The organism is Micromonospora sp. CA-111912, from assembly GCF_050948415.1.
Classification (GTDB): Bacteria; Actinomycetota; Actinomycetes; order Mycobacteriales; family Micromonosporaceae; genus Micromonospora.
In genome coordinates, this window is sequence record NZ_CP192007.1 from 2034498 (window position 1) to 2050256 (window position 15759).

Here is a 15759-nt window from a genome sequence, read left to right on the forward strand (position 1 = left end):
TCACCGACGCCCGAACGGGTGGGTCAGCCGATAGCCCCGGCGCCGATGGCGGTACGCGTCGACGTGTCGCTGCCAGCCGTCACGCCAGGCGCTGTCGAGTTGGCCGAAGTACCGGCTGGCGCGTTCGATCTGCTCGTCCTGGGCCCGGGTCAGCCAGTGCCCGAGGGCTTGTTCGAGCGGCGTCGCCTGCGGGGTAGCGGGCCCGCCCGCGAGCAGGTAGTAGGACAGGACGGCGGGCGCCACGGCGTCCTCGTGGCGCAGCGCGTCGGTCAGCCGGGAGACGAGGGGCGCCAGCAGGGCCGGGTGCCGGTCGAGCACCGCGTCCAGGGCCCGGAAGGCGACCACCCGCGCCAGCACCGACGCGACGTCGGCCTGCCGCATCTCCACGAGGCGGGGCGAGCACCCGCGCAGGTGCCGCAGCAGCGTCGCGGTGCGCTCACCGTCCGGGCCCCGGCGCAACTCGGCGACGATGGCGGTCAGGGTGCCGTCGTCCTCCAGTTCCCCACGCACCTGCGGGTTGGCCGTCATCAGCCCACCGGCGAGCAGCGCCCGGCAGAGGTCGAGCAGCCGTGGGCTCGGCACCGCGCTGCCGGTGACCTGCGCGACGAGCTGGCGGTACACCCACGCGGGCGGCCGGGAGCCCGCCGGAGCGAGGTCCCGCAGCAGTTCCAGCTCGGCGGTCGTGGGCGGGGCCTGGCTCCACAACGCCCCCGCCGTCCAGGAGAACCACCCGGGATCGTGCCGAACCTCGCGGAGGTGGCGCTCGACGACGGCGGAACGGTTCTCGCCGTGTCGTACCGTCGCGCCCAGCACCGCCTCCGCCAGTTGCGGCCGCAACGTGCTGACGCGGGGAAGCAGCGACTCCCGCCAGGTGTCACCGATCTTGGCCTGGGCCGTCTCGCCGAGCAGGGCGCGTTCGCCCAGCACAGCGATGAGCCGATCGTGCAGCACGGCCTCGCACGGCCAGCCGCGAGGACGGATCTCCCGGGGATGATCCGCCCAGTACCCGACAAACGGCTCGGCGGCGTCCTGGATGTCGTCCCACCGCACACCGACGCGGAACCGGGCGGCCACCCGCAGCAGGACGGCGAACCGCGGCGGCGGCACCCCCGAGGTGAGGGCCTCGGTGAGGATCTGCCGAGCCTGCTCGTCGTGGTCCGCGTCCCACTCGCCGGCCGGCAGCGCGGGCAGCGGCCGATCCGTCAGCACGCCCCGGGTTCGGGCGGCCTCGACCTCGCTGATCATGAGAGCGAGCCGGACCTCGGCGGCCCGGCCGGGCACGAGGCCGTCGCAGCCGACCTCGTCGAGCAGCACCAGCACCTCCTGCGGCCACCGCTCGGGGGTCTCGGCGAACAGGTCGGCGACGTCGATGCCGTACGCGCGGCGCATCCCCGCCGGCCCGGTGCGCAACCAGCCCACGATGGCCTCGGCGTGCCGGGGGTCCGGTCTGCGGTGCAGGATGGCGGCCAGCCCGAGTGCGGCGGCGGCCTCGTCCGACCGCCCGCCCGCGACGGTGATCCCGGACTCGGTCGCCACGCGCAGGGCGTCCACCACGTCCCGGGGGTCCTCCGTGAGGAACAGGTCCACCCAGCGGCGGGCGGCGGCGGTCGGCGCCACCGGGGTGTGCGCGTGCCGGCACAGGTCGAACACCGCGTAGCCGAGTTCGTTGTCGACCCGGGCGGCCGGGCCGGCGAACTCCGGCAGCACCGCGACGATCGGCAGCGCGGAACGCGCCGGATCGGTCGAGAACACCTTGAACCCCAACTCCAGTGCCCGCTCACGCGGCACGAGGAGGGTGCCCGCGACGATCCACGACACGACCGACGCCGTGTCGTCGCCCACGAAGAGCACCCGCCGCCGGCCGGGCCGCCCGGCCTCGGCGAGGGCGGAGACCAGGGCGAGCAGCGTCACCGGGCCGTCCGGCTGGGCGAGCACGAAGTCCCGCGCGTGGGCGGGGGAGAGGGCGGCACCCACCCCGTCGGTGAGCGCCACCGGTGCGCTGCGGGTCGTCGGCGCCGGCTCGGCCGACCAGAACGCCGCGCGGAACAGCTGCGCCGGCCGCAGGTCGTCGTAGCTGGCGGGGTCGGTGGTGACGACGGCGTGGGTGAGCTGGTTGCCCTCCCGGGTGCCGTTGGCCTCGCGACCCAGGTAGACCCCCGACGCCGTGGCCAGGAGGCCGCCGGACCGGATGTGCGCGAACGAGGGCGGGTACTGCGCGACGGGCCTCCGGTCGGCCATCCACGACGACGGCGGCTCGTAGAGCAGGTTGTTCCTGACCAGGTCCTCCCCGGCAGCGGCCTCGTCGGAGGACCGGGCCTGGAACTGCAACCCCGCGCCGCCCTTGAGCCCCTGCCCGGGGCGGCAGTCGGTGTAGACCAACGTCTCGAACCGACCGGTCATCGGGCGGCCCTGGTGCGCGGCACCACGTTGAACTCGCTGAGCAGCCACAGCAGCGGCTCGTCCACCCGGAACGGCTGGACCCCGCGCGCGTCGACCTTGTTCTCGTCGTAGTCCGGCTCGGCCCCGAGCGCCGAGACGGTGAAGTAGCGGAAGTGGCGGTAGTTGAGGGTGAGGTGGGTGTCGATGTCGTCCGCCCCCCATTCGTGCAGCAACGCGCGGACGTGCTCGTGGGTGACCCGCCCGGCCTGCTCGTCGTAGGAGGGACCGGGCACCGGCCGGCGGACCAGCGGATGGTCCGGGCCCAACACGTCGAAGAACGCGTCGATCTTCGCGAACGCCACCGCCACCGGGATCGTGATGTTCCGGCGGCCACCGAGCCGGTGGCTGATCCGCAGGTTCTCGGTCACCCGGCTGACCACGTCGATGGTGCTGGCGTGCGTGTCGACCGCCGACGCGGGCAGCCGGATCCGGTCCCGCGCCTGCGGGATCATGAACGGGTCGAGCAGCAGGATGAGGGCGTCGGCCGCGCCGAGGTAGCGCAGGTTGTCGACCGTCTCCTGGTCGATCAGATCCTCCCCGGCGGTGTCGAAGAAGGACAGGAAGGTGGTCTCGTGGCCGGTGATCCCCCGGTTCTGCCGCCAGGCGAACACGATCGGCTCGCGCCGGCCGAACTCCGCCTGGCCGGTGCGCTGGTAGAGCCCGCCGTCGGGGAAGAGCGCGCCGGCCGGGTCGAGGAAGTCCCGGCCGCCGCCGGTCTCGGCCCGGAACTGGCTGTCGCCGACCAGCCGGACGTCGGCGCCGAAGCGCTGCCCCATGCCGTGTCGCAACTGGTGCGACAGCACCTTGAGGTACACGCTCTTGCCGGTGTGCCGCGCGCCCGCCATGGCGATGAGCGGGCTGCGCCCCTCGCCGAACGTCGCCGGCAGCCGGCTGTGGCAGGTCGGGCAGACCTTGACCGCGGACTCGGTGCCGCAGTGCGGACACGCCGAGGCAGTCACCGCCCGCAGGGCGCGACGGGTCCCCGGGAACGACGGCAGCACCAGCTCCTTGATGCCGATCTCCCGGTCCCTGGCCTCGTCCCACTGGGGCTTGCACGGGTCCTTGCCCGGCGACCGACGCCCCGTGCACCGGAACCACGGCGCTCGCAGGTCGATCTTGGCGTAGCAGTACGGGCAGGAGGGCGTGGGCATGTCAGGACACCTTCATCTCGTGGATCGGGTCGGTGACCCGGGCCCCGGTCGGCTGGATCACGAAACAACGCAGCCAGTACGGCCTGGCCAGGCCGGAGGGCATCGTGAAGGGCAGCTGCCACGGCGTGTCCGGCCGCAGGGAGAGGCCGGTCACCCGGGCCAGCTCGGTGCCCTGCTCCGGGCGTACCGGCATGGCCAGGCCCGGCGCGGCCACGAGGAGCAGCTCCACCCCCTCGCACGGCCGGTCGACGTCGACGCTCAGCAGCCGCTTGCGGCTGAAAGGCCCGCCGGCGCGTTGGAGGTGGTACCCGACCGCCACGGGGACGCGGTCGACCGGCACGGACTCGGGGACGGAGAACGTCTCCCCGGCCGGGCCGCGCTCGACCGTCCGGACGGAGACCCGGCCGCCGCCGGAGGAGACCGGGATGCGGCAGCCCGACTCGGTGAACTGCCCACGGGTCAGCCGCCGGACCACCGGCGGGCCGTGCGGCGGCGTGAACGTGACCTCCGCCAGGTGTACCGAGGACGGCCACACCCAGGCGACGTTGACCTCGTCCCCGGTGCGGCGGGCGACGAGCTGCCCGACCGGTTCGGTCACCCCGAGCAGGACCGGCTCGCCCACCACGGCGGTCCCGGTCGCCGCGTCGACGGTGAACGGCACGTACACGAGCCGCCCGCTCGGCACGGTCACCTCCAGCAGGGTCTCCGCCCCCTGCTCCAGCCGGTCGCTGACCAGCGCCTCGCCGTACCCCTCCATCTCGTCGCGGCGGATCCGCTCTCCTACCGTCCACGACGGGGTCAGCTCGGACCTGCGGATCGACACCGTGCCGCCGGTGGGGGTGAGCCAGGCGAGGTGGGCTGTCGCGGTCTGCGCGTCGACCGCGGTGACGTGGGCCCGCAGCCGCTCCACGTGTGGCGGGGCCGCGTCGCGCAGCGCCGCGTGGGCCACCACGAGCGGCGAGGTGACCTCCTCGCCCTGTTCGTCGCGGTAGACCGTGACGATGCCGTAGTACCGGTCGGTCCTGCCGTCGCCGGTGTCGTCCGAGAGCCCGGTGTGGCCTGCGGTCACCGGCTCCCCGTCCTGCGGGGAGACCGGTGGCCGGCCGAGGGTGCGCCGCACCCGCACGCCCTCCGCAGCCGGGTGCGCCCGCCAGGCGCAGGAAATCCCGTCGGGGCGCACCCACACCCGCACGGCCAGCACGGGCGGCACCACCAGGATCCGCACCGTCGCCGGTCGTGACCAGTCGCCGCCGACGCTGGCGAAGACGCCGTAGTGCAGGGGCCGGGCGGGCGGCGGGGCCCCGTCCGTCGCTTCCGTCAGGGAGCCCTCCACGACCACCTCGCCGTCGGCCGACGAGCGGACAATCCGGTCGGCGCGGACCACCCGGTAGCGCACCTCCGCCGCCGGGGTGGGCGGCGCCGTCCAGGTCAGGCGGACACCGGTGTCCACCGCCCGCGCCGACAGGTCGCGCGGGGGCGACGGCGCGAGCGCGCCCAGCCGGTCGGCGAGACCGTCGTCGTCACCGGCGATGCGCAGGGCCGAGCGCAGCAGCCGGGCCGCCTCCTCCTCGCGCTCCGTCCGGGCCGCCTCGTCGGCCGCCCGCCGCAGCGACTCGACCTCGCCCAGCAGGGCCTCGACCTGACTACGCAGTTCGTCGCGGTGCGGATCGTCGGCCGGCAGCACCGCCAGGGCCTGCCGGGCCGCGAGGAGCTGCCCGTCGGCGACCAGGTCACGGATCCTGTCCGCCGGGCCGACCTCGGGTTCCGCGTCGACCGGCAGGCTGGCGACCACCGACTGGGCGTCGCCCTGCGCCAGCCCGGCGTCGGTGGCGATCGGCACCAGCATGCCGTCCGCGATTCCCCTGGCCCGCCCGGCGCGGAGCCGCTCGACGACCTGGAACACCGCGAGCGCCCGCAGGTCCACGCCGTCGCTCACGGCCCGCTCCAGCAGACCCAGGGCCTCCTTGCGGGTCCGGACCGCGGTGGCGTCGGCCAACCGGTTCGCCTCCTGCGCGCGGGCGCGCACCGTGGCCGCGTCGAGCGCCACCGCCTCCGGGCCGAGCAGCCGGAACGGCGCACCGTCGGGGTGCACCACCTGGACGACGGTGGGCACGCCGAGCAGATCCTGGAGCCGAACCAGCGCGCGGTACGCCGTGCGTTCCATGCCGGAGCCGGTGGGCAGCTCGACCGGATCCACCACCGCCAGGCCGGCGCGCCGGACCGCCTCGTCGATCTGGCCCGTGTCCAGGCCCGGCCAGTGCCCGGCGATCTCCTTGAGCTGGCCCCGGGTGATCCGGCCCAGCGCGCCGTACGCCCGGGCGAGGTCCCGGGCGAACCGCTCGGACTCGGCGCGGGACCCGCGGTCGTGCTCCTCGGCCCGGTCCCGCCACCAGCGTGGCTCGAACATGTCCGCGCCGTGCTCGGCGCGCAGTTGCTCGTCCCGGCTGAACAGCTGCGCGCAGACCCGGGCCCCCGCGTCGACGCCGCCCGAGCGCTGGTTCCACAGCCGCCGGATCGCCGTCAGGTGCTCTCGGAGCTGGGCCGCGGACATGTCCGGGGTGACCGCGTAGTGCCGGGCCAGGTCCGTGGGCGCCAGCCCGCCGGGCTGGTCCCGCAGCGGCATGATCACGTCCCGCAGGTACGCGCGCTGGTCGAACGCCATCAGCTCAGCCCCGTACCGTGAGTGCCGCGACGACCTCCCGGGCCTGGTGCACCTCGTCCTCGCTGAGCACGCTGACCTGGACCTCGATGGTGAGTTCCTGCCCGGAGCCCGGCTCGACCGCGTGCAGCCTCAGCTCTCCCCCCACACTCACGCCCATGCTGATGGCGACGGGCGAGTGCCTCGGCAGCGGCGGCAGGCCGCCGATGACCCCCGCGCCCCGGTCCACCGGCTTGTTCGCCGCCAGGTCGGGGCTCTCGGCGGCGCCAGCCTGCTCGTAGATCTCGATCTGCACGGCGGTCTGGCCGTCCTCGATGGTCCGGGCGTCCAGCTCGCGGCCCTCGATGGGCAGCGCCTCGTTCGCGTGGACCAGGTGCTCGACGTACATCTTCTCCGGCTGCGACCGCCAGTCGGGCGCCGAGGTGTCCTGCAGCTTCACGCCGAAGGACTTCGGCAGGACGGTGACGATCCGCCTGTTGGCGCTGGCGGTCAGCGACTCCTCGTCCATTCCGAGCGCCAGCGCCAGCGCCGACGCCCGCTGCTGCTTCTCCTCGGCGGTCGGCGCCGCGCCCTGCCCGTCCCACGCCCACAGCGCCCGGCTGAGCGCGAAGCGGGCCGCGCCCTTGGCCACCGCCAGGTCGGGGTCGTGCAGGCGTGGCGTCCAGCCCCACCTCTCGGCCAGCCGCCGGGCCACGGCCGGCATCTTGCTGGAGCCACCGACCAGCAGCACCTCGTCGATGGCCGCCGCCGGATCGGCGATCCCCAGCTTGTCGCCCAGGGTGTTCAGGGTGCGCTCGGTGTACTCGACGGTCCGGTCGAGCAGGTCCCGCGTGATGTCCTCGAACGTCTCCCGGTTGACCTCCACCGACGTGGACGCCCCCGCGTAGCGCATCGGCACCCGGCGCGACGTGACGGTCGACAACTGCTGCTTGACCTCCTCCGCGGTCAGCGCGAGATCCTGCATGAACTCCTCGTCCAGGGTCGGATCGTCGGCCGGCCCGGCGTGGCCCACGAACTCGTCGACCAGGTACTGGACCAGGCGCGCGTCCCAGTCGGCGCCGCCGAGCTGCTGGTCGCCGTCGGTGCAGAGCACCTCGACGGCGCTCGCGTCGATCCGGATGACCGTGGTGTCGAAGGTGCCGCCGCCCAGGTCGTACACCAGGACCGTCCGGGTGGTCTCGCCGTTGAGGTCGTACTGCAGGGCGGCGGCGACCGGCTCGGGCACGACCTCGACGACGTCCAGGCCGGCGATCCTGCCGGCGTTGCGGGTGGCGTCCCGCTCCAACAGGCCGAAGTACGCCGGCACCGTGATCACCACCTGGTTCACCGGGCGCTTCGTGTAGTACTCGGCGTCCTGGGCCAGCTGCTTGAGGATCAGCGCGGAGATCGACTCAGGGGTGTACGTGGTGTCGTCGAACTCCCACTGGGCCTCCCTGCCCATGCTCCGCTTGACCCGTTCGACCACCCGGGACGGGTAGAGCCGGGACACCCGCTTGGCGGCCTCGCCCACCACCACCTCGCCGGTGCCCTCCTCGAAGTAGACGACCGACGGGGTGGTCTCGTCGTTCGTGATGACGTTGCGGACGACGGCGGGCCGACCGGTCTCGTCGATGTACGAAACGACCGAGTACGTCGTACCCAGGTCGATGCCGAAGAAGGTCAGGCTCTCGTCCGACATGGTGCTCCTGTCCGCTGGTCCGCTTATTCACTGAGCTGTCACGGGTTGGGCGTGGGCTGGGTGGCGCTCGAGGGCTCCGGCCCGGTCCCGGCCGGGGCGGGATCCGGGTCGGGGAGCCAGCGGTGGACCCTGACCGCGGCGGGCACGACCGTGCGCCCGGCCTCGACGTCGTGGTAGCCGTCCAGGACGACTTCGGCGACGGTTCCCTCCTGGCCGGGGTCGACGGCCGGCACCGTCCCGGTGGCCCGCTGCGTCGACGGATCGAACGCGGCACCGGGCACCGGGACCAGCACGGTGACACCGGCCCGTTCGAGGGTCAGCTCCACGCTGGCGGCATAGCTGCGCAGCAGGTCCGCCGCCGCTGCGGCGGTGAACCCGGCGGGCAGTCCCGTGGCGGTGCGCAGCAGGTCGTGGCGCAGCCGCTGGAGGTCGGTCAGCAGCGGGCGGAGCAGAATCAGCCGCTCGCCGGCGCGCAGCCGCTGGTTCTCCTCGTGCAGCCGGTCGATGACCTGCTCGCGGGCCGCCGCGCGATGGTGTTCGCGGGCGACCTCGGCCCGGAGCCCGGCCAGTTCGTCGCCCAGCCGCTGCGCCAGTTCGTCGAGCCGGTCCGGGCCCGTGGCGGGTTCCGGGGCGACCGCCGGTTCCTGCGGACCCGCCCCGACGGCGGGTTCCTCCTCGGCGGGACCCTGCGCTTCCTCGTGCACCCCGTGCTCCCTCCGTGGTCCCTTCCGCTGCCGCGGCGGGCGTCTCGGTCATGTCTGACGGACCGCGTCGCCGGCGTCGGGCGGTCCCGTCCGTCAGGCACAGTCGACGGACGGCACGGGCGGAGGACGATCAGGTGGGCAGTGTTCGACGTACGGCCGCGGGTTTCCTGGCGGCGCTGGCGGCACTGACCGCCGTGGTCCTGCCCGGCGGCCCGGCGATGGCGGCCCCGGCGACCGGTGACGAGGTGTACGCGGCGCTCGGCGTCAACCGGGTGGCGGGCGACTACGTGGTGCTGGTGGACGTGTCCCGTTCGATGCGCGAGGGCGGGCGGTACGAGCGGGTGAAGGCGTCGCTGCGGTCGTTCCTCGCCGCGCTCGCGCCGGACGACCGGATCGCGTTGGTGACCTTCGCGGACTCGGCGAGGGTGGTCCACGACGGCCCGGCCGGTCGTTCCCCCGACCAGGTCGTCGGCAAGCTGCCGCGCACCGCCGACGGGCGGCACACCGACATCGGCGCGGCGATCGAGACGAGCCTGCGGCTGCTGAACCGCCAGGGCTCGCCGCAGATCGCCACGGTCGTCATGCTCACCGACGGGCGGCACGACCCGCCGGCCGGCAGCGCCTACCCGTTCGAGCAGGGGTATGCGTGGAACCAGCTGGCCGGGGCCGGCCGGTCGTTGCGGAAGACCTCCCTGAACGCCTACGCCGTGCCCCTGGCGGGGTCGACCGGCGCGCCGCTGCTGGCCAGGGTCTACCCGGGTGCCCGGATTCTCGCGCCCGCGTCGATCGACCGGCTGGGCGAGCAGCTGGAACAGCCCAAGTCCGCAGCCCGGGCGGCGAAGGCCCGCAGCGTGCTCGGCGACGACGCTGCCCACGGCATCCAGGTGAACTGGCCCGCCGCCGCCGGCCGGATCGCCGCCGGCCGGACCCGGCTGGAGGTCCGGCTCCGGTCGACCGCCACGAGAATCCCGTTGGTGGTCGATCACCTCGCCGTGCGCAGTGACCGGCCGGACGTCCGGGTCACGGTGCCGGCCGGCCCGGTCGAGCTGCCCGTCGGCGGCACCGCGACCGTGCCGGTGACCGTCGAGTGGGACGCCGGACCCCGCCGGGTGGCGCCGCTGTCCCAGGTCACGGCGAGCACGACGCTGACCCTCAGTGGCGACGTGGGTTCACCGTGGGCGGACGTGCTGACCGGTGACCTCGGGCTGACCTTCGCGCCGCGACTGGACGGCGGGGCGACCCGGGTGTCCCTCTCCGCCGAGCGCGGCAGCCTCGGGTGGTGGGCCGCCGGGGGCGTCCTGCTGCTGGTCCTGGCCGGGGTCGGATGGTGGGTGCGCCGGCGGCGGCTGGCCCCGCCCCTCGCCGGGACGCTGCTGGTACGCGCGCCCGACGGGGAGGATCGCGAGCTGCCGCTGGCGGGCCGGCGGGCCGCGCTCACCGCCGGATCGGCGGGACTGCCCGGGTACGGCGAGGTGACCGCGTCCCGTGCCTCCGCCGCGTCCGCCGAGATCCGCCTGGTGATCCGCTACTCCCCGGACGGCTCGGCCGTCGGCCGGCAGGCCGGCACCTGCGGCCCGGGCGAGACCGTGGAACTGGGCGGTGCGGCGTTCACCTGGCGGCATGCCGCGCCCGTGCGACGCGGCGGGGTGGCGAGCATCCCGGGGGTGGCCCGGTGACCGGCGCGGACGACCGGCGCGAGGGCGCGGTCGACGAGTTACGGGAAGCCGACCTGCTCGCCCACGGCGAACTGGTCCCGACCGGGGACCGGGCCCCGGACGGGGGGTCGGCCACCGCCCCGATCCCGGTGCGCTGCGGGCGGCCCCTGCTGTACCCCGTGCCCGTTCGAGACCTGCCGGTGTACCTGCGCCGCCGGGCCGAGGCGACGGGCGGGTCGTACGTCGGGGCGCTGTTCGCCTTCGACCTCGACGCCCTGCCGAGGGGGCAGCGGTACACGGCCGCGTACTTCGAGGTGACACTGGCCGACGAGCGGGCGCTGGCCGCGCGGCTGGACGGCGACGGCGGCGCGCTCGGCCTGACCTACCCGGCCGACGACGCCGAGCCGGCGTCGGCGACCGCGGCACACGTCGTGGCGGCGGCCCGGACCCGTCCGGGCTGGCTGCGCCGGCTGGCGAGCCGGGCGGCAACGTCCCGCGCCCACGTCTTCGGTATCCACCGCCACGAGTTCGGCTGGACGTACGAGGACCCGCGCGGCGAGCTGCTGGTGCCCCGTGCCCACGGCATGCACGCGCTGCTGGAGCTACCGGCCGGGACGACGCGGGTCGCCGGAACCCTCGACGTCCGGGTGCGGGTCGCCGGCGGCCGGGAGCGGTACAGCGCCGGCCTGCGCGAGTCGGTGCGGTTCGACGAGACGCTCTCCCCGGGCTGCCCCGTGGACGGCGCGGCGGTCCGGCTGTGCATGGCCGCCGACGTGTCCGGCTACAGCAGACGCAGCACCGCCGCCGCCGAGGAGGTCCAGCGGGACCTGGTCGCGCTGCTGTCCCTGGCGCGGCGGGCGGCCGGTGTGGCGGACTCCGACGTCACCCCCCAACCGCAGGGCGACGGCCAGTTCACCGTGTTGCCGGTCGGCATCGACGAGGCCGTGGTGATCTCCCGCCTGGTGCGCGGCCTGGAGCGGCACCTGCGGGAGCTGAACACCGGCCGGGCACCGGCGGACCGGCTGCGGCTGCGGGTCGCGCTGCACCGGGGACTGGTCAAGGCGGCGGCCAACGGCTGGGTCGGCGTGGCGGCCGTCGCGGTGCACCGCATCCTCGACAGCCCGCCCCTACGGGACGCGTTGGCCGCCCGACCGGCGGTCGACTTCGTCCTCGGGTTGCCCGACGTGCTGTTCCAGGACGTCATCGCGCACGCGACCCAACCGCCCCTGCCGGCCGACTTCGCCCCGGTCACGGTGGACCTGCCGGCCAAGGACTTCGTCGAACACGGCTGGCTGTACGTCGGCCCGGGAGAGGCCGGATGAGCACCCTGTACGCCCTGCTGGTCGGCATCGACAGATATCGCTCACCGGCGGTGCCCGACCTGCGCGGGTGCCGGACCGACATCGACGACGCCCTGGCCTACCTGCAGACCCGCACAGCACCCGGCGTCGACCTCGACGCGCTCGTGCTGTCCGACGGGCAGGCCACCCGGGCGGCGGTGATCGGGGCGCTGCGGTCCCATCTCGGCCGGGCCCGCTCCGTGGACACCGCCCTGTTCTGGTTCAGCGGCCACGGGTCGCAGGCTCCCGCCCCGCAGTGGTGGTACGCCGAACCGTCCCACCTGGTGCAGACCCTGGTCTGCGCGGACAGTCGCCACGGCGGGGTGCCCGACCTGCTGGACAAGGAGCTGTCGATCCTGCTCGACGGCGTCGCCCGCCGGGCGGGACACGTTGCCGTGGTGCTCGACAGCTGCCACTCCGCGGGCGCCACCCGGGAACTTGAGGGTCGGGAACCGGGCGCGCGGGCCCGCGCGGTGGAGCCGATGCCGGCGTCGCCGGGGCGGGAGCTGCTGCTGCCGGAGCTGGCGGGCGACGAGCCCCCGTCACCGCCCGCGCCGGACCACGTCCTCCTGGCCGCCAGCCGGTCACACGAGGCGGCCCAGGAGATGGACCTGGGTGGCCGGCGGCGGGGGCTGTTCAGCTGGGCGCTGCTGCGCGCCCTCGGCCGGCTCGGCCCGACGGCGACGTACCGGGACCTGCTGGTCGCCGCGCAGGCCGAGGTGGAGCAGAACGCGTACCAGCAGGTGCCGCAGCTCGTTCCGCCCGGTCGCGGCATCGCCGACCGGCCCTTTCTCGGCGGACGCCTCGCGCCGCCGTCGTCGGGCCTGGTGTTGCGGTACGCCCGCGACGGGTGGGAGGTGAACGCCGGAAGCTGTCACGGTCTGTTCCCGCCGCCCGACGCCACGGCGGGCGCGGCCCGCGTCGCCGTCGTCGGCGGGTCGCCGGCGCGGGAGGCCGAGGTCGTCCAGGTGCTCGCCGAACGGAGCCTGGTGGAGCCGGTGGGATGGCGGCCCGAGCCGGACAGGCAGTACCGGGTGGTGCTCAGCCGGGTCCCGCTGCCGGCCACCACCGTGGCGGTGGGCGGCGTGGACCAGGACCGCGCCACCGCTGCCGCCGTGCTCGCCGCGCTCGGCACGGCCGGGCCGGGCGGTGGGCCGTCGGCGCACCTGCGTCCGGTCGATCCGGCGGGCACCGACACGGTCCCGGAACTGCGGGTACGGACGCCGAGCCCGGGCGTGGCCAGGGTGGAGGACCGGCACGGCGTCCGGTTGACCGGGGACCTGACCGGCGTCGGCGGCGGCGGGGCGGGGCGGGCCGTCCGGGCGCTGGAACACATCGCCCGGTGGCGGCAGCTGCGCGACCTCGCCAACCCGGTGACCGGGTTGGCGGGCGCGGTGGCCGTCGAGGTGGTCGCGGCGCGACCGGGGGAGTCGATCGCGCCGCTCACCCGTCCGCCCGTCGAGGCGGACGGGGACGGCGTGATCAAGCTCCGCTACGAGCCCGGCCCGGCCGGGTGGGTGCCGCCCACCGTCTTCGTCCGGCTGCACAACCGCAGCGACCGGCGGCTGTTCTGCGTCCTGCTGAACCTGACCGAGCGATTCCGGGTCCACGCCGACCTGTTTCCGGGCGACCACGTCGTTCCGGGTGGGCGTGCGGCGGCCCTGCGGGGACGCCGGGTGGTGGTGACCCTGCCGGCCGGCTCCGTGGTCGAACCGGGGAGGCGGGCGCGGGACTGGCTGAAGCTGGTGGTGGCGGAGGAGCAGTTCAGCCCGGAGCCGTTCGAGATGCTGGCGCTGGACGACCCGCGCGGCGTCGCCCGGGGGCCGCTCGCCGTCCAGGGCTTCCTCGACCGGATCGGTCGCGCCGTCGCGCACCGCGACCTGGTGGCGTCCGCCGAGGACGGCGCGTACGACTGGGCGACCGTCACCGTCCCCTTGGTGATCGAGGTTCCCGGGCCCGGGAACTGAGCCGGCGGCGTCGGTCGGCTCGGATCCCGGGAACACCATGCCCGCTCAGATCCCGTGGTACACCATGGCGCTGCGGTACGCCGGGTCCGCGAGGGCCGGGCCGGTGACGTCCATGGGGGCCGGTGCCAGCCCGGCCGGCGTCGTGCGGTCCGGAGATGCCAGCCACCGGCGCACCGCGCGGACGGCGGCGGCCGGCCGCAGCCCGCCGCGGACCAACCCGGTGTGCAGGACGGCCAGCATCAGCGTGGCGACCGGGCGGGGCACCGGCCGGGCCCAGCCCACCACCCCGGTGAAGCCGGCCGCCAGGAACGCCTCGGCGAGCGGCGCGGACCCGTCGCCGGTGGGCGGCAGGACGACCAGGCCGCCCTCGGTCGCGGTGCGCGTCGTCCGCCCGGTGATCGCGGCGGGGCCCAGGTCGGCCGGCCCGGCCAGCTCCAGCGCCCCGGCGGCGCTGACGCCGCAGGTCAGGTGCAGCATCGACGCGTCGAGGCGGCGGCGTACCTCCTCCGGCGTGCCGGGGCCGTCGCTGCCGCCGTCGGCGCGGCCCAGGACGACCGCCCGGGGGTAGAGGCGGCGGCACAGGCGCACCAGGCTCGCCTCGTCGTGGCCGCCCCGGGGGTCCACCACGAGCACCGGGGCCTCGGTGACCCGGAGCGGGACCCGCCCTGCCAACTCGCCCGCCTGCCGGGCGGAGGTGACGTGGGAGATGACCGCGTCGTCGTCGGGCAGGGGCTCGGCGCCGACGACCACGACCCGGGGCGGTAGGGCACCGTCGGGGCGGCCGTCGCGGAACCTGCCGTCGTCCGTGTGCAGCAGCAGGCGCGTCCCGTCCGGCCGGGGCCAGGCCAGCGCCTGGACCCGGACGCCGCGCAGCGCCTGCGCCACCGGGACGAACCGGTCGTGGAGGGCGTCGCCGACCCGCCCCTCGGGGTTGCGCCCGTCGAGGAGCCTCGCCAGGTCGACGGCGAGCGGAACGACGCCGGACGGGTCGGCGGGCAGGGCGTCCGCGGCGGCCGACAACGCCACGGCGGCGGCCCGGACGTCGTCGTCGGCGTCCCCCCACCCGTCGTCGGCGTCGTCGCGACCGCGCAGGTACAGCGCCACGGCCAGCACGATCCGGTCGGCGGCGGTGGCGGTGGCGCCCGCCGCGTGGGTGACGGAGGTGGCCAGTCCCACCAGGTCGTCGACCAGCCCGGCCGGTGGCGGCGGCGCGTCCGGTCGCAGCAGGGCTGCGAGGGCGGCGTACGGGTCGCCGTCGCCCGCCACCCGTTCCCGCAGGGCGCGCCGCAGCGCCGCCAGGTCGACGGGGGCCGCCGACCGCCTGGCGCGGTCGCCGTCGCCGGGCCCGGGCTCCGGCCCGCGCAGGACCGTGACGGGAAAGTCCAGCGGGTCCACGGTGGTCGTCGCCCGCCCGCCGAGGAGGTTCGGCAGCCGCGGCATCGTGCCGGCTTCCATTCCGTCCGAAATCCGGCGCTGCACGTCCTGCAGCGTCGCCATCGTCCGCATCATCGGCCCGAAGTCGATGTCGATGCCGATGCCGGTGCCGGCGCCGGCCTCGATCCCGACGAACAGGTCCCGTACCGCCTCGGCACACGCCAGCATGGCCTTCGCCCCCTCGGTCACCTCCGCGCCGAGCAGGTCATCGGCCAGCACCTGCTGAAAACAGTCGATGGCCCGTTCGACCTCCGTGAGGGCGGGCCCGTGGTCCCCTCCCGCCAGCAGGGTCGGCACGTCGAGCGACTGCAACCCGCGGATCGCCGCGGTCAGGTAGAGCTGGCCCAGGGTCATCCGCGCGATGCACGTGAACATGGGTGGCAGGTTGGTCGCCGCGAGTGCTTCCTCCAGCAGCCCGGCCGCCCGCTGCCGGTCGCTCTCCGGCCCGCCGTGCGCCATCTGCCGCGCGCCGAGGAACCACCCCAGCTGGCTGGCGACCTGTGCCCGCATCGGGTCGCCGGGCCGGAGATGGCCGTACGCCTCGGTCAGGCAGTCGACCGCCTCGTCGAGCGCGGGCAGGGCGGCCGGCCGCCCGGGTCCGGCACGCCAGTACCGGTCGGCGAGGATCTGGAAGAGCTCGAGCAGCGGGCGCGTGCGGGCGGCTCCGGTCAGCCGGGCCAGCCGGGCCCTCAGCTCCTTCTCGGTGTCCTCTGCCACGGTCTCCCTCTCCTG

General features: G+C 75.4%; 9 protein-coding genes. 3 read left to right on the forward strand and 6 right to left on the reverse strand.

The annotated features are described in order from the left end of the window. The 5 genes from ACQPZO_RS09290 to grpE are packed head-to-tail and all read right to left on the reverse strand — an operon-like array spanning window position 1 to window position 8631. Complete coding sequence (locus ACQPZO_RS09290) at window positions 1-2400, reverse strand: GTPase-associated protein 1-related protein (protein ID WP_433348806.1); 2400 nt, start codon at window positions 2398-2400, stop codon at window positions 1-3. Beyond that, window positions 2397-3590 (reverse strand): hypothetical protein, encoded by a 1194-nt coding sequence (locus ACQPZO_RS09295; RefSeq protein ID WP_433348808.1) that lies wholly within the window; start codon window positions 3588-3590, stop codon window positions 2397-2399. Before ACQPZO_RS09295 ends, ACQPZO_RS09290 begins: the two co-directional genes overlap by 4 nt. A gap of 1 nt (window position 3591) precedes the next feature. Continuing rightward, a complete protein-coding gene (locus tag ACQPZO_RS09300) occupies window positions 3592-6252 on the reverse strand; it encodes a hypothetical protein (protein ID WP_433348810.1) in 2661 nt (886 codons plus the stop codon). Window positions 6253-6256: 4 nt separating this feature from the next. Further along, window positions 6257-7927 (reverse strand): Hsp70 family protein, encoded by a 1671-nt coding sequence (locus ACQPZO_RS09305; RefSeq protein WP_433348812.1) that lies wholly within the window; start codon window positions 7925-7927, stop codon window positions 6257-6259. Between the two features lie 38 nt (window positions 7928-7965). Then, on the reverse strand, window positions 7966-8631 hold the full coding sequence (grpE, locus tag ACQPZO_RS09310; protein ID WP_433348814.1) for a nucleotide exchange factor GrpE: 666 nt from the start codon (window positions 8629-8631) through the stop codon (window positions 7966-7968). A 134-nt stretch (window positions 8632-8765) separates the two neighbouring features. Here grpE and ACQPZO_RS09315 point away from each other — a divergent pair, with 134 nt between their 5' ends. Genes ACQPZO_RS09315 through ACQPZO_RS09325 form a run of 3 tightly spaced genes read left to right on the forward strand, consistent with a single transcriptional unit; the run spans window position 8766 to window position 13593 of the window. Then, window positions 8766-10307, forward strand: coding sequence for a VWA domain-containing protein (locus ACQPZO_RS09315; protein ID WP_433348816.1), 1542 nt, complete (start codon window positions 8766-8768; stop codon window positions 10305-10307). After that, the gene (locus tag ACQPZO_RS09320) at window positions 10304-11608 is read left to right on the forward strand and encodes a hypothetical protein (RefSeq protein ID WP_433348817.1); all 1305 of its coding nucleotides are present in this window, start codon (window positions 10304-10306) and stop codon (window positions 11606-11608) included. Before ACQPZO_RS09315 ends, ACQPZO_RS09320 begins: the two co-directional genes overlap by 4 nt. Then, complete coding sequence (locus tag ACQPZO_RS09325) at window positions 11605-13593, forward strand: caspase family protein (protein ID WP_433348819.1); 1989 nt, start codon at window positions 11605-11607, stop codon at window positions 13591-13593. Before ACQPZO_RS09320 ends, ACQPZO_RS09325 begins: the two co-directional genes overlap by 4 nt. A gap of 45 nt (window positions 13594-13638) precedes the next feature. Here the strand turns inward: ACQPZO_RS09325 and ACQPZO_RS09330 are convergent, their stop codons facing one another. Continuing rightward, entirely contained in the window at window positions 13639-15744 is a 2106-nt protein-coding gene (locus ACQPZO_RS09330) for a CHAT domain-containing protein (protein WP_433348821.1), read from the reverse strand. Between the last annotated feature and the right edge of the window lie 15 nt (window positions 15745-15759).

Excerpts from the sequence above, each read along its gene's own strand:
- ACQPZO_RS09290 (WP_433348806.1), bottom strand. The coding sequence starts at position 2,400 with ATGACCGGTCGGTTCGAGACGTTGGTCTACACCGACTGCCGCCCCGGG.
- ACQPZO_RS09295 (WP_433348808.1), bottom strand. The coding sequence starts at position 3,590 with ATGCCCACGCCCTCCTGCCCGTACTGCTACGCCAAGATCGACCTGCGA.
- ACQPZO_RS09300 (WP_433348810.1), bottom strand. The coding sequence starts at position 6,252 with ATGGCGTTCGACCAGCGCGCGTACCTGCGGGACGTGATCATGCCGCTG.
- ACQPZO_RS09305 (WP_433348812.1), bottom strand. The coding sequence starts at position 7,927 with ATGTCGGACGAGAGCCTGACCTTCTTCGGCATCGACCTGGGTACGACG.
- ACQPZO_RS09325 (WP_433348819.1), top strand. The coding sequence starts at position 11,605 with ATGAGCACCCTGTACGCCCTGCTGGTCGGCATCGACAGATATCGCTCA.